We start from the raw sequence: 19,879 nt of genomic DNA on the forward strand, positions 1-19,879 counted from the left end.
TTATCCGGGCCTTATTGCTTATTGCGGGAACCATTTGTCGTTGATGGCCTTGTAGGTGCCGTCGGCCTTGATGGCGTCCAGCGCGGCGTTCAGCTTGGCCAGCAGCGCCTGGTTGTCGGGGCGCACCGCGATGCCGAGGCCGGTGCCGAAGTATTGTGCATCGGTGATGTGCTCGCCGACCGGCGCCAGCTGCGGGTTGGTTTTCAGCCACTCGTTCACCACGGCGGTGTCGCCGAACACGCCGTCGATACGGCCGTTTTTCAGCTCCAGAATGGCGTTCTGGTAGCTGTCGTAAGAGACGGTGTTAATCTCCGGGTGCTTGTCCTGCATGTATTTCTGGTGGGTGGTGCCGTTTTCCATGCCGAGCTTTTTGCCTTTCAGATCCGCCAGCGAGCTGAACTTGCCTTTTTGCGCGATCACGATCGCCGAGTTGGCGTAGTAAGGCTGGGTGAAAGCGACCTGTTTGCTGCGTTCCGGCGTGATGTCCATACCGGAAATCACCGCATCGTATTTCTTGAATTTCAGCGCGGCGATCAGGCTGTCGAACGCCTGATTGGTGAAGGTGCACTGCGCCTGCATCTGTTTGCACAGCGCGTTGGCCAGATCGATATCGAAGCCGACGATCTGGTTGTTGGCGTCCAGCGATTCGAACGGCGGGTAGGTGGCGGAGGCGGCGAAGCGGATGGTCTCGGCCGCGGTGGCGTTAAAGGTCATCCCGGCCAACATCGTCGCGGCAAGCAGCAGTTTTTTCATGCGTAGAGCTCCTGTCTGGATCCTGAAAGTGATTATTCGCTATCGTTTGTTTTTACTGGTGAACGCCAGAGTTTTTTGCGTGTGCGCATGCTGATAACCCTGCCATCGAGTGAATTAAAATGCAATATAAATGATTAAATATTGCCGCAGAGATAAAAAAAGCCCCGCACGATGGCGGGGCTCATGGGGAGAGGCGGTCTCAGTTGCGGCGCTCAAACGCCAGCGCGCGACGCTCTACCAGCCGCATCAGCAGCGTCAGCAGGCCGTTGACGCACAGGTACACCAGGCCCGCGGCGCCGAACACCATGACGTCGTAGGTACGGCCATACATCAGCTGGCTGTAGCCCATCACTTCCATCAGCGTGATGGTGTAGGCCAGCGAGGTGCTTTTGAACACCAGCACCACTTCGTTGGAATAAGACGATAGCGCACGTTTGAAGGCGAACGGCAACAGGATGCGCAGCGTCTGCCGGCGCGACATGCCCAGCGCTTCGCACGACTGCCACTGCCCGGCGGGAATGGCGCGCACCGCACCGTAGAACAGCTGCGTGGTGTAGGCCGCGCTGTTCAGCGCCAGCGCAATCATCGCGCACAGCCAGGGCTGCGACAGCAGGTTCCACAGCCACGGGTAGTCGCGGATCGCCGGGAACTGGCCGGGGCCATAGTAGATCAGGAAGATCTGCACCAGCAGCGGCGTGCCGGTGAACAGCGTCACGTAGATCTTGACCAGCGGCGTCAGGATCGGCGTTTTCAGCGTCAGGATCACCGTCAGCAGCAGCGACAGCAGCAGCGCGACGATCAGCGCGGCGACGGTCAGGGTTAGGCTGGTATGCAGCCCTTTGAGGATTTCCGGTAAATACTCAATCATCAGACCGGCCCCCGCTCAAAGCGCGTGGCGCGCAGCTCAATGCGTTTGATGACGTATTGGCTGAACAGCGTCACCAGCAGGTAGATGGCCGCCGCGATCACATACCAGGTAAAAGGCTCCTGGGTGCGGGTGGCGATGCTCTTGGTTTGCAGCATCAGATCGTTCACGCTGATCAGCGACACCAGCGCGGTGTCTTTCAGCAACACCAGCCACTGGTTGCCGAGGCCGGGCAGGGCGTGGCGCCACATCTGCGGCATGATCAGGCGAAAGAAGATCGCCGCCTTACCCAGTCCCAGCGCCTGGCCGGATTCCCACTGCCCCTGTGGCACCGCTTTGAGTGCGCCGCGCAGCGTCTGCGAAGCGTAGGCGGAATAGAGCAGGGCCAGAGCGATCACCCCGCACAGGAACGGACTGACTTCGAAATTGTCGATCGCCAACTGGATCGGCAACTGGAACAGACCGAGGTTGAGGGTAAAGCCGTCGGAGAGCATCAGCAGCAGCTGCGACGAGCCGAAATAGATAAACAGCACCACCAGGATTTCCGGCAGGCCGCGCAGCACGGTCACCCAGGCGGTGCCGAGCCAGCTGACCGCTTTCCAGCGGGACGATTCCCATACGGCGAACAGCATCGCCAGAATCAGCCCGAGGATCAGGGCGCAAACGGCAAGGCCGACGGTCATGCCGGCGGCGCTTGCTAAAGGTTGTAATTCATTCATCGGGGCGTATTACTGCTGGAACCATTTTTTGTAGATGGTTTCATAGGTCCCATCCTGCTTAATCTTGTCCAGAGCGGCATTGAACTTGCCCTGCAGATCGGTATTCTTTTGGCGCACCGCGATGCCGAGGCCGGTGCCGAAGTAGTCTTTATCCGTCACTTTGGCGCCCACTGCCGCCAGCGCGTCATTCTGCTTCAGCCACTCGTTGACCACCGCGGTATCGCCGAACACCGCATCAACGCGGCCATTCTTCAGATCCAAAATGGCGTTCTGGTAGCTGTCGTAAGGCACGGTGGTGATTTCCGGGTGCTTGTCGGTCAGGTATTTCTGGTGGGTGGTGCCGTTTTGCACGCCCACCTTCTTGCCTTTCAGCGCCGTCACGTCGGCGATTTTGCCTTTCTGCGCGATGAACAGCGCCGAGTTATCGTAGTACGGCTTAGTGAACAGCACCTGCTTTTCACGTTCCGGTGTAATGTCCATGCCGGCCATGACCGCATCAAAACGCTTGAACTTCAGACTAGGGATCAGGCTGTCGAACGCCTGGTTGGTGAAGGTGCACTCGGCCTGCATCTCTTTGCACAGTGCGTTGGCCAGATCGACATCAAAACCCTGAATCTTGTTGCTGGCGTCAATAAATTCAAATGGAGGATAGGAGGCTTCGGTAGCGAAACGGATGGTTTCGGCTGCGGAGGCGGAAACGCTGATGCCGGCCAGAACGGCGGCGATTATTAGTTTTTTCATCGCAAAATCCCCAAATTACAGCAAGTTAATTGTTAGTGTGATAAGTAGTTGGCAAACTCGGTGGTCTGTGGCTGCGCAAAGTGGCTGCCGTCGCCTTGCTCCACAACGTGGCCGTTTTCCATGTACACCACGCGGCTGGCGGTCTTGCGCGCCACTTCCACTTCGTGGGTGACGATCACCTGCGTGATGCCGGTGCCGGCCAGTTCGCGAATGATGCTAACGATCTGAGCGGTGATTTCCGGATCCAGCGCCGCAGTCGGTTCATCGAACAGCAGCACCTGCGGTTCCATCATCAGGGCGCGGGCGATCGCCACGCGCTGCTGCTGGCCGCCGGAAAGGTGCAGCGGGAAGCGATCGGCGAAGTCGGTCAGGCGCAGACGCTTGAGCAGCTTGTCGGCGCGCTCCATCGCCTGAGCCTTGGTCAGACCCAGTACGCGGCAAGGCGCCTCGATCAGGTTCTGGACCACGGTGAGGTGAGGCCACAGGTTGTATTGCTGGAAAACCATGCCGACGTTTTGACGCAGTTCGCGAATGGCTTTCTCGCCCGGCGCCTGTTTGAAGTCGAATTGGTTGCCGGCGATCTGCAGTTGGCCCGAACGCGGCATTTCCAGCAGGTTTAGCACCCGCAGCAATGAGCTTTTCCCGGCGCCGCTTGGGCCAAGCAGCACCAGGGTTTCCCCAGCTGGACAATCCAGCGTGATGTCAAACAGCGCCTGGTGAGCGCCGTAATAGCAATTGATACCGTTAAGTTGAATACTCATGCGCCAGAATTGAATAGACATTGATGCCGCAAATGTTAACTTCCACAGAATACTTATGCAATCTTTGTGCGTTAAAATTTATGAGTGTGCGGCGGGAAAGTAAAAGATTAGCACAAGATACCGCGACTCAGGCCGAGGGAGGGGATTTGTGGCGCAGGCTGTGATATCGGTAGCGAAATTTTTTCTATTGGACGAAATTTGAGCTGTTGACTGACGGCGGGGATGACCGACGCGGTAAGCCCGCGTCGGCCGGGGTATCGCGGGTTACTGGTTTTCCAGCACCTGGCGCACGCTGCCGTTGGTGGCGTGTGCTGGAACATTCAGGTAGCGAATATCATCAACCACCCAGCAGGTACCTTCGCGCACCATCAGCACTTCGTCCTGCCAGTTCACGGTGCTGTTGGCGTCTTTTTGATAGCTTAAGTCGACGCGCAGCGGAATATTTTTCGCATCGGTGTTAGGAATGGTCGAGGCGCTGGCGACGGAGGCGCTGCTTGGCCCTTGCGCATTGCCGGAGAACAGATCGCCGGTTATCTGATGCTTGCCCGGATTTTGAGCGGCGCTGACCAGATCCTGATACAGCACTTTGCTCAGATAAGGCTGCAGCTGCGCCAGGCGGTTGCTGTCCGGCAGGCTGGAGCCTTGCTGGATGCGCAGGTCATAGAACTTTTGCGCGACCGTATCCGGGCCGCCTTCCACACAGCTGCCGCTGCGGGTGCCGATATCCTTGTATGCCGGTTCCACCGTGGTACAGGCACTCAGCAACAGCGCTAAGGGTAAAACAGCCGCAATCGTTTTTGTTTTCATCTTATTACCTTATGTGAAAGTCTCTACCATGAAGACCGATAGCTTACAGTATAAATGCGTTTTTTGGCCTTGCATTCGTACTGCGTGCCATTGATTAAGCGAACATAACGCCAATCTTCTGGTCATAGATACGTTGAATTAATCAAACAAGGAGTTCTGATGCAGCTTTCAACTACCCCGACCCTGGAAGGGTTCACCATCACCGAATACTGCGGCGTCGTCACCGGCGAAGCGATCCTCGGCGCCAACATTTTTCGTGATTTCTTCGCCGGCGTGCGCGATATCGTCGGTGGCCGCTCGGGCGCTTATGAGAAAGAGCTGCGCAAGGCGCGCTTGATTGCGTTCGAAGAGCTGGAAGATCAGGCAAAAGAGCTGGGCGCCAACGCGGTGGTCGGCATTGATATCGATTATGAAACCGTAGGTAAAGACGGCAGCATGCTGATGGTGACCGTCAGCGGCACCGCGGTGAAAGTCAGCCGCTAACGCCATTCCCTACGCCCCGGCCGTTCCGCCGGGGCGACATCCTGTAGGTTCATCCCACCTTGTGCTGCTCGACGATCGGGCGGTGTTCCTGCGGTTTCACCGGCGCCGGCGCTTGGCGATGCGGCATCGGCTGAACGGGCGGCTGATGGATCTGCGGCGCCGGGGCAGGATGCGGCATGATGCGCGCTTGCGGCACTGCCAACGGGCTTTCTATCGTCGGATGCTGTGGCGCTGCCGGTTCACGAACTATCGGCGGCGCAGCGTGCGGCGCGACCTGAACCTGTGGCCGCACGGCGGATTGATGCACTGGCGCGGCGGTCTGCATCGGAGGCGTCCGTACCGACGCAGCATGCACGGCCATCGGCTGCTGCGCGTGGGGCGCTGCCGGCGCGGTATGTGTGAACGTCGGCATGCTCCTCGGTTGTTGCACATGGGGCGCGTTGACCGACTGTTGCACGTGCGGCGCGGCCGCTACCGGCTGGGTGTGTGCAAAGGTTGGCAGGGTCATCGGCGCATGGGCCGCAGGCGCGACGCGCGGCTGCGCGTTAGGCGTCGGCGGGTTGAAATGCGGCGTCGGTGCGGCGGTCGTATTGTTGTAGTTATTCACTGTATGGGTGCTGCGATTCACATTGTTCACGTTGTTATATTGATTGATGTTGGTGACGCGATTCACCACGGTGGTGGAATGCGATACGTAGGGCGCATCGCGGTAGACCACCGGTTGGCGTCGATCGTCCCAGCGCATATCCCAGTTGTGCCAGCCGCTGTTGTGCTGATTGAACAATGAGGCGACCGCAATGCCGACACCGAAGCTGATCACGCCGGCCGCCAACATGTCGCTGCCGCTGTAGCCCGAAGGTTGATACCGATAGCTCGGATAGGCTGGGATCGGCGTGCCGTAGGCCACCCAGGGATCGTAATGCGGGACGTAAACCGTATCCGGCTGGCTGGGTTCGATGACGATGGTTTCGCCCGGCGCCGCTACCACGCGCTGGCGATAGGGCTGCTGCTCAACGTAACGGGTGGTGGGGGCCACGACGATGCGCTGCTGCGGGGTGTTTTTCAGCGTGCCTTGGCTGGCCGCCCGTTGACGCATCACCTGAATGGCGTTCATCACGTCGGTGGGATCGTTCAGGTAGGCGCTGCCCAGGGCGGTGGTCCAGGGGATGTTTTTCGCCATTTGATCGAGCACGTCGGGGAATTGCACCAGGCCGCGCACGCTGGGATCCCAGGGCTGAGCGTCGGCCGCCGAGCTGAGCGCCGCCGGTTGCAACCCGCGGTTTTGCGCCAGCCAGGCATCCGCGGCGTTGATTTGGTCAGGATAACCCGCGCCGGCCAACACCTGCGCCAGCAGCTTGTCGGGGAACAGCGCCACCGGGCTGACCAACTGGTACAGCTGGTCGGCAGTCAGCGGCGTATAGGCCGGCGTACTGGCACTCGCGATGGGCGCGGCCGGGGACGGTGCGCTTGCCCCCATCGCGTCAGCGACTTTTTGCCGATCGCAGCCGCTGAGCGGCAGCATGGCGGCACAGAGCAACCAGGACAGATAGCGTGGCGTCAACATGTTCGACTCCGCTCTTTCGGCGCAGATGATACTTTGAGACTATCATGGGCGGGAAAGGCCGCCAGTCGGGAGCAACACTCGCTTGCACATCGGCGTTGTCTGTCATCATTTCTCGACGAACGTGATGATTGGATACAGGTCAATCGCGTCGCGTTACATCTCACGGACGTCAATCAGGAGGATAAGTGAAAATTTGGCCAGGGATCATCGCCGCCGCGCTGTTGGCGGGATGCCAAAATCCGCAGCAGGACACGCTCGTCGATCGTGGCGCTTACCAGCTCGAAACCTTGCATCAGGCGCAGGGCGCCGATCGGCGCATTCGGTTTCTGGTGATGCACTATACGGCGGAAGACTTTCATTCATCGCTGAAAACGCTGACCGATGAACACGTCAGCGCACACTACCTGTTGCCGGCGCACCCGCAGCGCGAACACGGCAAACCGACGGTGTACCGGCTGGTGCCGGAAGCGATGCGCGCCTGGCATGCCGGCGCCAGCGCCTGGCGCGGCCGCAGCAACCTCAACGACACCTCGATCGGCATCGAAATCGTCAACAAGGGATTCACCCGCAGCATGCTGTTCACCCATTGGCAGCCTTATACGGCGGAGCAGATCGCCGTGCTGATCCCGCTGAGCCGCGACATCATCCAACGCTATGGCATTCAGCCGCAGGACGTGGTGGGGCACAGCGACATCGCGCCGCAGCGCAAACAGGATCCCGGCCCGCTGTTCCCCTGGCGGCAGCTGGCGCAGGCCGGCATCGGCGCCTGGCCGGATGAACGGGACGTGCAGCGGTTGCTGGCGGGGCGCGATCGCCATGCGCCGGTACCGATGGCGCCGCTGCTCGAAAAGCTGGCGCGTTACGGCTACGCGATCGACCCGTCGTGGGATGCGCGGCAGCAGCGCAATGTGCTGGCGGCATTTCAGATGCATTTCCGGCCCGACGATGTTCGCGGTAAGCCGGATGCAGAGAGTGAGGCGATTATCGATGCGCTGCTGGTGAAGTACGGCGCGGCGCGTTGATTACAGGCCGTGCAGTTTGCCGTGATCTTTCAGCCAGCGGGCGGTGCGCGCGATGCCTTCTTCCAGCGAGACGATCGGCTGATAGCCCAGCTCTTGCTGCGCGCGGGTGGTATCGAGCGTGAGGTCGAAGTTGAGTTTGGCGACGCCGTAGTGGGTCAGCACCGGCTCCTTTTCGCTTTTGCTGCCCAGGCGCTCCATGCCGCGCGCCATCATGTCTAGCATCGGGTAGGGGACGGAGCGGATGCGGCACTTCATGCCCAAATCGTCGATCAACTGCTGCACCACGGTGCGAAGCGGACGCGGCTGCTGGTTGGTGATGTTGTAGGCGCGGCCGGACGGCGTATCTTCTTTTAGCGTCGCCAGCCACATGGCGTGCACCGCGTTCTCCAGATAGGTCATGTCCACCATCGCCGCGCCGCCGCGCGGCAGCAGCAGGTTGCCGTAGCGTTTGATCATCTGCAGCAACCGCGGCAGCATCACCTTGTCGTGCGGCCCGAACAGGCCCTGCGGGCGCAAAATGGTGAAATGGGTCTGCGGATTGGACAGCGCCAATTGCTGGATCACCTGCTCGCCGGCGGCCTTGCTGCGCGCGAACTCGTTGGCGTAACGCTGCGGGCGAAAGTCTTCGGTTACGTTGCGGTGATGGTGGTAGTCGAAATAGATCGCCGGGGAAGAGATGTGAATGAACTGCGCCACGCCATAGGCCGCCGCCCATTCGCCGAGGCGGCGGGTAGCGCGGACGTTGGCCAGTTCGAAGGCTTCTTCGGTGCCCCAGGGCGAGGTAAAGCTGGAGCAGTGCCACAGCACATCGACGTCCGCCAGCATCGCTTTGGCCTGCGAAGAGATCAGGTTGGTGAGATCGGCATGAATGAACTCCGCGCCCATTTTTTCCAGCAGGCCGCCCATCGCCTGGTTGCGGCCAGTGGCGCGCACTTTGATGCCCTGGCGGCGCAGATATTCAACGGCGTTACGGCCTAACCCACTGGTGGCACCGGTGACCAATACCTTCATAACGGACTCTATTCTCACCCAAAATCGGAATACCGGCGGGCGCTTGCGGCGCTCCCAGCAAATAAGATGCCATTCTTCCGTGATTTCGTGCGCTATGCAATCGGAAAGCCCCGAAGCACAGCGGCAAACTGTGCGGTTGATCGACAAATGAACGGCATTCAGCGCTGTTGGCGGTCCAGGTTCTCGGCCAACGTCGCGATGCGCTTCGCCATGCCGCGAAAAATGAACAGGTGTGCGGGCATCATGGCGAACCAATACAGCAGCCCGCTGAAGCCGGCCGGATGCCACCAGGCGCGCACGTCCAGCGTGCGGCGATCGCCGTGATCGGTGATGCTGAAGCTCAGCCGCCCCAGCCCCGGTGCCTTCATGCCGAACAGCAGCGCCAGTTGCCGCAGCGGCTTCAGCGTGATGACTTTCCAGCCGTCGATCTCGTCGCCCAGCGCCAGGGTCGCGCGCGCCGGGCGGCCGTAGACCACCCCGTTGCCGATCATGTCGTCCATGCGAGCGCGGATCCGCCACAGAATATTGGCGTAGAAATAGCCTTCTTCGCCCCCCAGCTGCTGCACCGTTTGCCACAGGGCCTCGCGGGTGGCGGCGGTGTCCAGCGAACAACCGGCCTGTTTTGGATAGTAACCGTAGCCGGGGCGCCAGCGGGCCCGCGCCGCCGGATCGTAGCCCCAGTCGGCGGAATCGACCACCTCCTGTTCGCGCTGCAGCGTGGTGGCGACCGCCTGATCAAAGGTGTGCAGCCGCTGCGGGATCAGGGCCTGCAGCGGCCGGCCGTCGGCGGGCAGATCGTGCTTCAGCCCCTGGATCAGCGCGCGGGCGATCGGCGTTGGCACCGAGGTGATCAGGCTGATGAACCACACCGAAATCAGCCGCGTCGGCAAAGGGATCGGGATCAGCCAGCGCCGCTTGCCGCTGAGGGCGATAAAGCGTTTGAACATATCCTGATAGCTGAGGTATTCCGGCCCGGCAACGTCGAAGATGCGGTGCTCCTGCGCCGGGTGCGCCAGCAGATCGGCCAGATAAACCAGCAGGTTCTCCAGCGCCACCGGCGACGACTTCGAACGCACCCAGCGCGGCGGCGTCAGCACCGGCAGGTTATAGACCATGTCGCGCATCACTTCGAACGCCGCCGAGCCGGGGCCGACGATGATGCCGGCGCGCAGCTCGGTCACCGGCACGCCGCTCTGGCGCAAGATCTCGCCGGTCAGGCGGCGGGCCGCCAGGTGCGGTGAGCTGTCGTCGTTCGGCTGCAGCGCGCCGAGAAAGATCACCTGTTTGACGCCGGCATTGCGCAGCGCGTCGCGCAGGTTTTCCGCCGCCTGGCGCTCCTTCTCGATAAAATCGTCGCCGTCGCCCATCGCGTGTACCAGATAGTAAAGCGTATCGATCTCCCACAGCGCCGCGCTCAGGGTCTCCGGGCGATACAGATCGGCATACAGGCAGTTGACCTGCGGCCAGTTCCGCTCCTGCAGCCACTCGATGCGCCGCGCGGCGGCGGTAATCTGGTGCCCCTGTTCGATCAGGTGCGGGATCAGGTTCTGGCCTATATAGCCGCTGGCTCCAAGAACCAGTACGCGTTGGGGTGTCATCGGGCCGCCTTGTGCGGTAGAGGATTGGCAGAACGACAGGATGCCAAATTCAGGGTTTAAATGCACTTTTTGTATGGGTATAAGCCGGTTGCATCCATCCTGGCGCAGGTTCACACTACGCGCCCCCTTACCGAACGAAAAACCGGATGTCATGAAGCTCAATGTGATTTGTTACGCCCTGCTGGGCCTGGCGCTGGTCGCCAGCCTGTTCTCGCTGCATCCGGTGTGGATGTGGTTGCTGCTGGCCAACCTGCTGACGTTTCTGATCTACGGCGGCGATAAGCTGGCGGCGCGCAAAGGGTGGCGGCGGGTACCGGAGGCGACGCTGTTGCTGTTCGGCGCGCTGGGCGGGTGGTTGGGCGCACTGGTGGCACAGCAGCTGTTTCGCCACAAAACCCAGAAGCAGCCGTTTAAAACCTGGTTCATCCTCAGCGTGGCGCTCAACCTGGTGGCGGTGCTGGGGCTGTGGTACTGGGTTTATGGCCGCTGGATCTTCTGATTACAACAGCAGCGGCAGAGTCGCGCTGGCGGTGGCCTGCATCGCCTGAGCGTAGGCGGGATCGCGCTGAGCCAGTTCGGCGATCATCAACTCCACCAGCAGCATGGCGCCGACCTTGGCCGGCAGGGCGCCGGCGGTCAGCGGCCCTTCCGGTTTGGCTGCCACCAGCAGCGTATCCGCCATTTTAGCCAGCGGGCTGCGTTGGGTGTTGCTGATTGCGATCACGCGTGCGCCGCGCCCTTTGGCCAACGCCACCGCATGCAGCACGTCCTTGGTGGAGCCGGAGCTGGAGATGACGATCAGCAGATCCCGCTCACTCAGCGAGGCGGCGTTCATCGCCGCCCGGTGCATGTCGCTGAACAGCTGCGCCGGTTTGCCGAGGCGCAACAGTTTGTAGTGCAGAAAATCGCCGATGATGGCGCTGGCGGCGACGCCGTAAATCTGTACCGAAGCGCAACGCTGCAGGCTGTCCGCCGCCTGTTGCAGCGCCTGAGGATCCAACAGCGCGCCGGTATCCCGCAGCGCCTGCACGCTCTCTTCCACCAAATTTTCCGTTGCGCTTTGCCGCGTCGTCGCCTCCGGCTGGTTTTGTTGCAGGCTGAGGGCCAGCGCCATTTTAAATTCGGTATAGCCTTTACAGCCCAGATGGCGGCACAGCCGCGTGACACTGGCTTCGCTGGTGGCGCTTTCACGCGCCAGTTCGGTGATGGTCAGGTAAACGGCGCGGGAGGGCTCCGCAAGAAGATAGTTGCCGAGCTTTTGCAGCGTGGGGCTGTACCCCGCCAAATCCTGCCGCAGCCGCAATAACAAGTTGCCTGTATTCATCACGTTACCTTTCTGAGTATGCCCGTTTCTATTGTGGCGGAAAGACGCCGCCGCTCGCCAGCAAAATCGACGGATTGTGAAGCCGATCATCGTTATGAATAAAATTTTCATTAAATAAATTTTAATGTGGTAAAAATTTTCATCATAAAAATGATAGCGGGGAAAAATTTATGTCAACACCAGAATTGTCACGCTCCGGCGGCTGGTTCGAAAAAGCCCAGCTGTTCGGCAAATCGTTCATGCTGCCGATCGCCGTGCTGCCGGCGGCCGGCCTGCTGCTGGGGATCGGCGGTGCGCTGTCCAATCCCAATACCGTCGAGGCGTATCCCTTCCTCAACGTCGGCTGGTTGCAAAGCGTATTTACGGTGATGGCCAGCGCCGGCGCCATCGTGTTCGCCAACCTGGCGGTCCTGTTCGCGGTCGGCGTGGCGGTGGGGTTGGCCAAAAGCGACAAGGGCACGGCGGGGCTGGCCTCGCTGATCGCCTATTTGGTGATGAACGCCACCATCAATGCGCTGTTGAAAATCAACGGCACGCTGGCCACGCAGAACGCTGGCGCGGTGGGGCAGGGAACGATTCTCGGGATCCAGACGTTGGAGACCGGGGTGTTCGGCGGAGTGGTCATCGGTTTGGTGACCTGGTATCTGCACGGCCGCTATAACAAGATAGCGCTGCCACCGTTCCTGGGTTTTTTTGGTGGCTCGCGCTTTGTGCCGATCGTCAGCTCGCTGGCGGCGATGGCGGTCGGTGCCCTGATGACGGTGGTGTGGCCGCATTTCCAACAGTTGATCTTCGGCATGGGCGGTCTGGTAGACGCCAGCGGCTATCTCGGGACCTTTATCTACGGCTTCGTATTGCGCATGCTCGGGCCGTTCGGCCTGCATCACATCTTCTATCTACCGTTTTGGACCACCGCGCTTGGCGGCAGCGAAGTGATCAACGGACAGCTGGTGGAAGGCACACAACGCATTTTCTTCGCCCAGTTGGCCGACCCGAATACTCAGCAGTTCTACATTGGCACGGCGCGTTTCATGTCCGGCCGTTTTATCACCATGATGTTCGGCCTGGTCGGCGCCTGCCTGGCGATGTACCAGAGTGCGCGTCCCGAGAACCGCAAACGCGTCGGCGGACTGTTGCTGTCGGCGGCGCTGACCTCGTTTCTGACCGGCATCACCGAACCTATCGAATTCTCGTTTCTGTTTGTCGCGCCGGCGCTGTACGTGGTGCACGCGCTGTTCGACGGCCTGGCGTTCATGATCGCTCACATCCTGCATATCACCATCGGCCAGACGTTCTCCGGCGGCTTTATCGATTTCATGCTGTTCGGCGTGCTGCAGGGTGAAGCGAAAACCCACTGGATGTACGTCCCGCTGGTCGGTGTGCCTTGGTTCTTCCTGTACTACTTCACGTTCCGTTTCCTGATCCTGCGCTTCAAATTTAAAACGCCGGGGCGCGAGGCGGAAACTGCGCCGGAAGCGGTGATGACGGGCACCGAACGCTCGCAGCAGGTGCTGGCGGCGCTGGGCGGCAAAGAGAATATCGTCGAACTGGATTGTTGCGCCACGCGGTTGCGCGTGACGGTGAAGCAGAGCCGGTTGCTGGACGAAAGCGGGCTGAAGGCCAGCGGCGCACGGGCGGTTATCGTTCGCGGCAACGGTGTTCAGGTGATCTACGGCCCGCACGTCACCATCATTAAAAACGAAGTCGAGGAGTTGTTGGATTTATGACGCTTTCCATTTTGCAGCAGATTGAGGGGCGCCTGGTGGTGTCTTGCCAGGCGCTGGACGACGAGCCGCTGCACAGCGATTTTATCATGTCGCGCATGGCGCTGGCGGCCGAGCAAGGCGGCGCGGCGGCGATCCGCGCCAACGGCGTCGAAGACGTCAACGCTATCATGCGCACGGTGGCGCTGCCGGTCATCGGCATCATCAAACGCGATTATGCGGGCAGCGACGTCTATATCACGCCGACCCTGCGTGAAATCGATGAGTTGATGGCGGCGGCGCCGCAGATGATCGCGCTGGACGCCACCGGCCACCCGCGGCCGGGGGAACTGCAACTGGCGGCCTTGGTCGCCGCGATCCGCGCCAGGTATCCCCGGCTGTTGCTGATGGCGGACATCGCCACCCTGGAGGAGGCGCAAGGGGCCGCCAGGTTGGGTTTCGACTGCGTGGGCACCACGCTGTACGGCTATACCGCCGAAAGCCGGGGCGCCCGACTGGCGGATAACGATTTCGGCTTTCTTCGTGCGGTGCTGGCGGCGGTATCGGTGCCGGTCATCGCCGAAGGCAATGTCGAAACGCCGGCGATGGCCGCGCGCTGCCTGTCGCTGGGGGCGCATGCGGTGGTGGTAGGGGGCGCCATTACCCGCCCGCAACAGATCACCCGCCGCTTTGTCGACGCCATCGGCGGGCGATAAGAGGCTCCCCGGCGCACAGGGGAGGGAAATCAGGCGTGGTGCTGAAGAAACTCCCGCCACAGTTCGACCACCCGCTGCAGATCCTGACGGCTGACGTCGAGGTGGGTCAGAATGCGCGTCAGCGGGCCGCTGCTGATCAGCACCCCTCGTTCGCGCATCCACGGGCCGAGTTTGGCCGCCAGCGCCGGCGTTTGGCGCAGGTACAGCACGTTGGTCTGCGCGCCGGGTTCGGCAATCTCTACGCCGATCTGCCGCAGTTGTTGTTCCAGCCAGACCGCGTTGTCATGGTCTTCGCGCAGCCGCGCGACGTTATGCTCCAGCGCGTAGAGGCCGGCCGCCGCCAAAATGCCGGCCTGGCGCAGCCCGCCGCCGGTCATCTTGCGCCAGCGCAGCGCGCGTTGGATGAAAGCCTCGCTGCCGCACAGCAGCGAGCCGACCGGCGCACCCAGTCCTTTCGACAGGCAAATGGTGAAGGTGTCGCAGTACTGCACGATCTCTTTTAGCGGCAGGTTCAGCGCCACGGCGGCGTTGAAGATGCGCGCGCCGTCGATATGCAGCGCCAACTGCCGCTCGCGGGTAAATTGCCACGCCTGCTGCAGGTAGGTCTGCGGCAAGACTCTGCCGCTGATGGTGTTTTCCAGGCTCAGCAGCCGGGTGCGGGCGAAGTGGATATCGTCGGGTTTGATGACGGCGGCGAGCTTGTCCAGCGGCAGCGTGCCGTCGGCGTCAGCCTCGATCGGCTGTGGCTGGATGCTGCCCAGCACCGCTGCGCCGCCGGCCTCGTATTTATAGTTGTGCGCCTGTTGGCCGACCAGATACTCGTCGCCGCGCTGGCAGTGGCTCAGCAGCGCCACCAGGTTGGCCTGGGTGCCGCTGGGCAAAAACAGCGCCGCCTCTTTGCCCGATAGGCGCACCGCCTCGGCCTCCAGCGCGTTGACCGTCGGGTCATCGCCATAGACGTCGTCGCCGACCTCTGCCTGAGCCATCGTCTGGCGCATGGCGGCGCTGGGGCGGGTGACGGTGTCGCTGCGTAGATCGATAAGCATAGGGTTCCTGCAATATAAGGGAGAGGAAAAGGGTACATGGCATCATATACCCTTTATTTCACCGGGGCAGCTGGCTTAGCGCAGCCAGTTGGTTTTCGCCAGCTCGACCACTTCGTCGCCGCGGCCGTTGATGATGGCGCGCAGCATGTACAGGCTGAAGCCCTTCGCCTGTTCGAACTTGATCTGCGGCGGCATCGCCAGCTCTTGCTTGGCGGTGACCACGTCCAGCAGCGCCGGGCCGGGATGCGCCAACATCTCCTGCAGCGCGCCGTCCAGATCCGACGCTTTTTCCACGCGGATGCCCTTGATGCCGGCGGCGTTGGCGATCGCCGCGAAGTCCGGATTATGCAGATCGGTGCCGTCGGTCAGGTAGCCGCCGGCCTTCATCTCCATCGCCACGAACCCCAGCACGCTGTTGTTGAACACCACGATTTTCACCGGCAATTTGAGCTGCGCCAGCGACAGGAAATCACCCATCAGCATGGTGAAGCCACCGTCGCCGCACATGGCGATCACCTGTTTATCCGGCGCGGTGGCCTGGGCACCTATCGCCTGCGGCATGGCGTTGGCCATCGAACCGTGGTTGAACGAGCCGAGCAGGCGACGCTTGCCGTTCATTTTCACGTAACGGGCGGCCCACACCGTCGGCGTGCCGACGTCGCAGGTGAAGATGGCGTCGTCGCTGGCGTACTGGCTGAGCTGCTGCGCCAGATATTGTGGGTGGATCGGCTGGTCGTCGTTGGCGGTCGCCAGCCCGTCGAGATCCTTACGCGCGTTGCGATAATGCTCCAGCGCCTTGTCGAGGAACGCCCGGTCGCGCTTGGGCTCCAGCTGCGGCAGCAGGGCGGTGAGGGTGGTGTGGATATCGCCCACCAGCGCCATATTGACTGGGCAGTGCGCGCCGATGCTGCCGGGGTTGATGTCGATCTGAATGATGTTGGCGTTGGTGGGGTAGAACGCGCGATAGGGGAACTGGGTGCCGAGCAGCACCAGCGTGTCGGCGTTCATCATCGCGTGGTAGCCGGAAGAGAAACCGATCAGCCCGGTCATGCCGACGCTGTAGGGGTTGTCCCATTCGATATGCTCTTTGCCGCGCAGCGCGTGCACCACCGGCGCCTGCAGCAGCTCGGCCAGCTTGACCACTTCATCGTGCGCGCCGGCGCAGCCGCTGCCGCACATCAGGGTGATGTTCTTCGCCTTGTTCAGCGTTTCTGCCAGCTTGTTCAACTCGCTCATCGGCGGCTGCACCAGCGGCAGCGCCGGGGTATGCCAGGTCAGCGTCGCGTCTTCCGGCGCCATGCGCAGCGCCACGTCGCCCGGTAAGACGACCACCGAGACGCCGCGATTGAGGATCGCCTTGCGCATGGCGATCTCCAGTACGCGCGGCAGCTGTTCAGGGTTGGAGACCAGTTCGCAATAGTGGCTGCATTCGCGGAACAGCTCCTGCGGATGGGTTTCCTGGAAGTAGCCGCTGCCGATTTCGCTGGAAGGAATGTGTGCGGCGATCGCCAGCACCGGCACATGGTTGCGGTGACAGTCGAACAGGCCGTTGATCAGATGCAGGTTGCCGGGGCCGCAGGAACCGGCGCACACCGCCAACTGGCCGGTGAGCTGGGCTTCGGCACCGGCGGCGAAGGCGGCCACCTCTTCATGGCGGGTGCCCAGCCATTCGATGGTGCCCATGCGGTGCAGGCTGTCGCTGAGGCCGTTGAGTGAATCGCCGGTTACGCCCCAAATGCGTTTTACGCCGGCTTGATCCAGCGTTTTGGCGATCAGTGTGGCTACGGTTTGCTTCATGGTTCCCCCAAACATGGTTTGAAAAACGATGTGGACTCGATCCGGTGAGTGTCAGCAGAACAACTGCAAGCATAGCTTACCGGCTGTGGACGAGATGCGGTCAGGAAGGGTAAAGAGCGTAGGACGGGAAACAGTGTAACTGGGCTGGCCACGGGGAACTTGCCGATAAATGCCCCATCGCGGCGATGGGGCCAGGGGATCACGCCAGCGTGACGTCACCCTGCAACTGGCAACTGCAGGCCAGCACGTAGCCTTGCGCTATCTCTTCCGCGCTCAGCGTCATGGTGCTGGTGGTGGTGTAGTCGCCCTCGAGGATGCGGGTTTTGCACGAGCCGCACACCCCGGCGCGGCAGGCGGCGTTGACCGGCAGGGCATTGGCCTCCATCGCCGCCAGCAGCGTGCTGCCGACCGGCACGCGGAATTCGCGCAGCGGGCGCGCGGCGCGCAGCGTCAGTCCTTCGGTGGCGTCGGCCTGCGCCGTCGGCGTGTGGAACTGCTCTTTATGGAAATGCTCGGCCGGCACGCCGAGCCGGCGACAAAGCTGCTCCACCTGATCCATGTAGGGCGCAGGGCCGCAGGTCATCACCGTGCGTTCGGCGATATCCGGCGCCGCCTGCCGCAGCGTCTGTTCATCGATACGGCCGCTGAGGTAGCCGGGTTGCAGATCCTGCTCGGCCATCAGCGTCAGGCGCAGCTGCGGATGGGCGGCACACAGCGCGCGCCATTGATCGGCGAAAATCGTGTCGGCGGGGGTGCGTACGTTAAAGATCACGGCGATATCGCAGGCCGGACGGTTAGCGGTCAGCCAGCGGCACATCGAGACGATCGGCGTCACGCCGCAGCCGGCGGCCAGCATCAGATAACGATCGGCCGGGTGGCGCTCGCAGCTGAATTCGCCCTGCGCGTCGGACAGCCACAGCGTGTTGCCGGGCTTGACCTCTTGCGTCAGCCAGCGCGACCCGATGCCGTCCGGCAGGCAGCGCACGCTGATGCTGAGAAAGCGGCTCTGGCCGGGCGAGGAGGAGAGCGTATAGGCGCGCAACGTCTCCTCGCTGTTGCGAATGCTGACCAGCGCGAACTGGCCAGCCTGGTAAGGGTAGAAAACGTCGCAGATCAGGTTCAGCGTCCAGACGTCGGCGGTTTCACGCTGGATGGAATGCACCTGCATGCGGTTCGGGCAAAGCGGAGTGGGTTGAGTCATCGGGGCACCTCAAAAAACAAAGGGGCCGGCGCAGGCGGCCCCATAACGTAACGGCATCAGGCGAGCAGCGCTGCAATATCCTGCTCGACGGTGGTGATCGGACGCAGGCCGAATTTCTCGTTGAGGATCGCCATCAGGTTGTCGGTCAGGAAGCCCGGCGCGGTCGGGCCGGTGACGATGTTTTTCACCCCCAGCGACAGCAGCGTCAGCAGAATGACGATCGCCTTCTGTTCAAACCACGACAGCACCAGGCTGAGCGGCAGCTCGTTGACGCTGCAGCCGAGCGTATCCGCCAGCTTGACCGCCAGCATGATGGCGGAGTAGGCGTCGTTGCACTGGCCGACGTCCAGCAGGCGCGGCAACCCTTCTAGCGTGCCGAAGTCCAGCTTGTTGAAACGGTACTTGCCGCAGGCCAGCGTCATGATCAGGCAGTCTTGCGGCACGCTGCGGGCGAAGTCGGTGAAGTAGCTGCGCTCGTCGCGGCTGCCGTCGCAGCCGCCCACCAGGAAGACGTGGCGCAGTTTTTTCTGCGACACCAGGTCGATGACCGTGTCGGCGGCGTTCAGCAGCGTCTGGCGGCCGAAGCCAACGGTGATCAGGTGCTCAATCTCGGTGTAAGGGAAGCCGTTCATGCCCTGAGCCTGGCGGATCACGGCGCCGAAGTCGTCGCCTTCCAGATGGTTGACGCCCGGCCAGCCGACGATACTGCGGGTCCAGATGCGATCGCCGTAGTTGCCGACGTTAGGATCGATGATACAGTTGGAGGTCATCACGATCGGGCCGGGGAATTTGGCGAATTCCGTCTGCTGGTTCTGCCAGCCGCTGCCGTAGTTGCCCACCAGATGTTTGAATTTTTTCAGTTCCGGATAGCCGTGAGCCGGCAGCATTTCACCGTGGGTGTAGACGTTGACGTTTTGCCCTTCGGTTTGTTCGAGCAGCATGCGCAGATCTTTCAGATCGTGGCCGGAAATCAGAATGGCTTTCCCGGCCACCGGGCGCACGTTGACTGCGCTGGGCTGCGGATCGCCGTAGGCCTGGGTCTCACCGCGATCGAGGATCGCCATCACGTTGAAGTTCATCTTGCCGATGCCCATGGCGTTGTTCAGCAGGGTGTCGACGTCGCGTGGCCGGGTGCCGAGCCAGGCCATAAAGGCGTGGTAGTCGGCATAGAGTTGCTCGTCGAACTGGCCGAGCACGTGCGCGTGTTCCATATAGGCCGCCGCGCCTTTCAGGCCGTACAGGCACAGCATGCGCAAACCGTGTACGTCGTCGCCGACCTCGGCCTTGTCGCTGTTGAGGGCAAACTGCGCCGCCTGCTGCAGCAGCGCAGGCATATCGTTGCCGGCCAGCTGCAGCGCCGCCATCGGGTGATCGACGCGCACGCCGGCATCCAGCAGCCGGCAACGGGCGGCCAGCGAGTCGCGCAGCAGCAGGGTTTCCCGCGCGTAGCCGATGATGCGCTGGGAGTCGAAGTTGACGTTGGTCAGGGTGGAGAAGAAGGCGCGCGGGGCGAAGCTGTCGATCTCGTGGTCGACGATGCCCAGCGAACGCGCCTGCAGCGCCCAGGCGGAGAGTCCCTGCAGCGCCGCCACCAGCAGATCCTGCAGATCGGAGGTTTCCGCCGTTTTGCCGCACATGCCCTGAGCATACGAGCAGCCGTTGCCTGCCGGGGTACGGATGGTTTGTTCACATTGCACACAGAACATAGTCGCTTCCTTTTATTTTTAAAGTTGCATTTATAATGCTTGTTTAAAAGCATAGATCGGCG

19 protein-coding genes are annotated in these 19,879 nt (G+C 61.7%); 5 read left to right on the plus strand and 14 right to left on the minus strand.

The genetic code is table 11. The features are described from left to right. Positions 1–18 precede the first annotated feature (18 nt). The 6 genes from artJ (QMZ29_RS23350) to QMZ29_RS23375 all read right to left on the minus strand — a co-directional run bounded on the left by artJ (QMZ29_RS23350) (position 19) and on the right by QMZ29_RS23375 (position 4,646). Positions 19–753, minus strand: a complete 735-nt coding sequence (gene artJ, locus QMZ29_RS23350) for an arginine ABC transporter substrate-binding protein (RefSeq protein ID WP_015377297.1) — start codon at positions 751–753, stop codon at positions 19–21. A gap of 199 nt (positions 754–952) precedes the next feature. Continuing rightward, complete coding sequence (gene artM, locus QMZ29_RS23355; protein ID WP_025302241.1) at positions 953–1,621, minus strand: arginine ABC transporter permease ArtM; 669 nt, start codon at positions 1,619–1,621, stop codon at positions 953–955. Further along, positions 1,621–2,337, minus strand: a complete 717-nt coding sequence (gene artQ, locus QMZ29_RS23360) for an arginine ABC transporter permease ArtQ (protein WP_025159684.1) — start codon at positions 2,335–2,337, stop codon at positions 1,621–1,623. The genes artM and artQ overlap by 1 nt, the downstream gene beginning before the upstream one ends. Positions 2,338–2,346: 9 nt before the next feature. Then, entirely contained in the window at positions 2,347–3,078 is a 732-nt protein-coding gene (artJ, locus tag QMZ29_RS23365; RefSeq protein ID WP_049205963.1) for an arginine ABC transporter substrate-binding protein, read from the minus strand. 32 nt (positions 3,079–3,110) lie between these two features. Then, complete coding sequence (gene artP, locus QMZ29_RS23370; RefSeq protein WP_261423710.1) at positions 3,111–3,839, minus strand: arginine ABC transporter ATP-binding protein ArtP; 729 nt, start codon at positions 3,837–3,839, stop codon at positions 3,111–3,113. 264 nt (positions 3,840–4,103) lie between these two features. After that, positions 4,104–4,646: a lipoprotein gene (locus QMZ29_RS23375; protein ID WP_049205965.1), complete on the minus strand. Its 543-nt coding sequence runs from the start codon at positions 4,644–4,646 to the stop codon at positions 4,104–4,106. A 159-nt stretch (positions 4,647–4,805) separates the two neighbouring features. On the opposite strand from QMZ29_RS23375, the gene QMZ29_RS23380 reads away from it, so the two are divergent. Continuing rightward, positions 4,806–5,129, plus strand: a complete 324-nt coding sequence (locus QMZ29_RS23380; protein WP_004928400.1) for a heavy metal-binding domain-containing protein — start codon at positions 4,806–4,808, stop codon at positions 5,127–5,129. 49 nt (positions 5,130–5,178) lie between these two features. On the opposite strand, the gene QMZ29_RS23385 is transcribed toward QMZ29_RS23380, so the two are convergent. Next, positions 5,179–6,693: a DUF3300 domain-containing protein gene (locus QMZ29_RS23385; RefSeq protein WP_261423698.1), complete on the minus strand. Its 1,515-nt coding sequence runs from the start codon at positions 6,691–6,693 to the stop codon at positions 5,179–5,181. A gap of 185 nt (positions 6,694–6,878) precedes the next feature. Here QMZ29_RS23385 and QMZ29_RS23390 point away from each other — a divergent pair, with 185 nt between their 5' ends. Continuing rightward, positions 6,879–7,715, plus strand: coding sequence for an N-acetylmuramoyl-L-alanine amidase (locus QMZ29_RS23390; protein WP_141997685.1), 837 nt, complete (start codon positions 6,879–6,881; stop codon positions 7,713–7,715). Here the strand turns inward: QMZ29_RS23390 and QMZ29_RS23395 are convergent, their stop codons facing one another. Together QMZ29_RS23395 and QMZ29_RS23400 are read right to left on the minus strand one after the other, a co-directional pair. Further along, positions 7,716–8,726 (minus strand): 3-beta-hydroxysteroid dehydrogenase, encoded by a 1,011-nt coding sequence (locus tag QMZ29_RS23395; protein WP_004928393.1) that lies wholly within the window; start codon positions 8,724–8,726, stop codon positions 7,716–7,718. A 158-nt stretch (positions 8,727–8,884) separates the two neighbouring features. Further along, the gene (locus QMZ29_RS23400) at positions 8,885–10,324 is read right to left on the minus strand and encodes a DUF2867 domain-containing protein (protein ID WP_261423695.1); all 1,440 of its coding nucleotides are present in this window, start codon (positions 10,322–10,324) and stop codon (positions 8,885–8,887) included. 151 nt (positions 10,325–10,475) lie between these two features. Here QMZ29_RS23400 and QMZ29_RS23405 point away from each other — a divergent pair, with 151 nt between their 5' ends. Further along, complete coding sequence (locus QMZ29_RS23405) at positions 10,476–10,823, plus strand: DUF1294 domain-containing protein (RefSeq protein WP_033647462.1); 348 nt, start codon at positions 10,476–10,478, stop codon at positions 10,821–10,823. Here QMZ29_RS23405 and QMZ29_RS23410 read toward each other — a convergent pair whose 3' ends face one another. After that, the gene (locus tag QMZ29_RS23410) at positions 10,824–11,651 is read right to left on the minus strand and encodes a MurR/RpiR family transcriptional regulator (RefSeq protein ID WP_060421676.1); all 828 of its coding nucleotides are present in this window, start codon (positions 11,649–11,651) and stop codon (positions 10,824–10,826) included. 167 nt (positions 11,652–11,818) lie between these two features. Here QMZ29_RS23410 and QMZ29_RS23415 point away from each other — a divergent pair, with 167 nt between their 5' ends. Together QMZ29_RS23415 and QMZ29_RS23420 are read left to right on the plus strand one after the other, a co-directional pair. After that, positions 11,819–13,375: a PTS transporter subunit EIIC gene (locus QMZ29_RS23415; protein WP_261423692.1), complete on the plus strand. Its 1,557-nt coding sequence runs from the start codon at positions 11,819–11,821 to the stop codon at positions 13,373–13,375. Beyond that, entirely contained in the window at positions 13,372–14,067 is a 696-nt protein-coding gene (locus tag QMZ29_RS23420; protein ID WP_049205972.1) for an N-acetylmannosamine-6-phosphate 2-epimerase, read from the plus strand. The genes QMZ29_RS23415 and QMZ29_RS23420 overlap by 4 nt, the downstream gene beginning before the upstream one ends. A gap of 29 nt (positions 14,068–14,096) precedes the next feature. On the opposite strand, the gene ltaE is transcribed toward QMZ29_RS23420, so the two are convergent. The 4 genes from ltaE to hcp form a co-directional block, all read right to left on the minus strand. Next, positions 14,097–15,113, minus strand: coding sequence for a low-specificity L-threonine aldolase (gene ltaE, locus QMZ29_RS23425; RefSeq protein WP_261423689.1), 1,017 nt, complete (start codon positions 15,111–15,113; stop codon positions 14,097–14,099). 75 nt (positions 15,114–15,188) lie between these two features. Further along, positions 15,189–16,910, minus strand: coding sequence for a ubiquinone-dependent pyruvate dehydrogenase (gene poxB / locus QMZ29_RS23430; protein ID WP_025302253.1), 1,722 nt, complete (start codon positions 16,908–16,910; stop codon positions 15,189–15,191). 199 nt (positions 16,911–17,109) lie between these two features. After that, positions 17,110–18,111 (minus strand): NADH oxidoreductase, encoded by a 1,002-nt coding sequence (gene hcr, locus QMZ29_RS23435; protein ID WP_060447481.1) that lies wholly within the window; start codon positions 18,109–18,111, stop codon positions 17,110–17,112. Positions 18,112–18,167: 56 nt separating this feature from the next. Beyond that, positions 18,168–19,817, minus strand: coding sequence for a hydroxylamine reductase (gene hcp, locus QMZ29_RS23440; RefSeq protein WP_149570458.1), 1,650 nt, complete (start codon positions 19,815–19,817; stop codon positions 18,168–18,170). Positions 19,818–19,879: the final 62 nt, after the last annotated feature.

It is taken from the genome of Serratia sp. PF-27 (assembly GCF_030053255.1).
Taxonomy (GTDB): domain Bacteria; phylum Pseudomonadota; class Gammaproteobacteria; order Enterobacterales; family Enterobacteriaceae; genus Serratia; species Serratia bockelmannii.

Excerpts from the sequence above, each read along its gene's own strand:
- artJ (WP_015377297.1), bottom strand. The coding sequence starts at position 753 with ATGAAAAAACTGCTGCTTGCCGCGACGATGTTGGCCGGGATGACCTTT.
- artM (WP_025302241.1), bottom strand. The coding sequence starts at position 1,621 with ATGATTGAGTATTTACCGGAAATCCTCAAAGGGCTGCATACCAGCCTA.
- artQ (WP_025159684.1), bottom strand. The coding sequence starts at position 2,337 with ATGAATGAATTACAACCTTTAGCAAGCGCCGCCGGCATGACCGTCGGC.
- artJ (WP_049205963.1), bottom strand. The coding sequence starts at position 3,078 with ATGAAAAAACTAATAATCGCCGCCGTTCTGGCCGGCATCAGCGTTTCC.
- artP (WP_261423710.1), bottom strand. The coding sequence starts at position 3,839 with ATGAGTATTCAACTTAACGGTATCAATTGCTATTACGGCGCTCACCAG.
- QMZ29_RS23375 (WP_049205965.1), bottom strand. The coding sequence starts at position 4,646 with ATGAAAACAAAAACGATTGCGGCTGTTTTACCCTTAGCGCTGTTGCTG.
- QMZ29_RS23380 (WP_004928400.1), top strand. The coding sequence starts at position 4,806 with ATGCAGCTTTCAACTACCCCGACCCTGGAAGGGTTCACCATCACCGAA.
- QMZ29_RS23385 (WP_261423698.1), bottom strand. The coding sequence starts at position 6,693 with ATGTTGACGCCACGCTATCTGTCCTGGTTGCTCTGTGCCGCCATGCTG.
- QMZ29_RS23395 (WP_004928393.1), bottom strand. The coding sequence starts at position 8,726 with ATGAAGGTATTGGTCACCGGTGCCACCAGTGGGTTAGGCCGTAACGCC.
- QMZ29_RS23400 (WP_261423695.1), bottom strand. The coding sequence starts at position 10,324 with ATGACACCCCAACGCGTACTGGTTCTTGGAGCCAGCGGCTATATAGGC.
- QMZ29_RS23405 (WP_033647462.1), top strand. The coding sequence starts at position 10,476 with ATGAAGCTCAATGTGATTTGTTACGCCCTGCTGGGCCTGGCGCTGGTC.
- QMZ29_RS23415 (WP_261423692.1), top strand. The coding sequence starts at position 11,819 with ATGTCAACACCAGAATTGTCACGCTCCGGCGGCTGGTTCGAAAAAGCC.
- QMZ29_RS23420 (WP_049205972.1), top strand. The coding sequence starts at position 13,372 with ATGACGCTTTCCATTTTGCAGCAGATTGAGGGGCGCCTGGTGGTGTCT.
- ltaE (WP_261423689.1), bottom strand. The coding sequence starts at position 15,113 with ATGCTTATCGATCTACGCAGCGACACCGTCACCCGCCCCAGCGCCGCC.
- poxB (WP_025302253.1), bottom strand. The coding sequence starts at position 16,910 with ATGAAGCAAACCGTAGCCACACTGATCGCCAAAACGCTGGATCAAGCC.
- hcr (WP_060447481.1), bottom strand. The coding sequence starts at position 18,111 with ATGACTCAACCCACTCCGCTTTGCCCGAACCGCATGCAGGTGCATTCC.
- hcp (WP_149570458.1), bottom strand. The coding sequence starts at position 19,817 with ATGTTCTGTGTGCAATGTGAACAAACCATCCGTACCCCGGCAGGCAAC.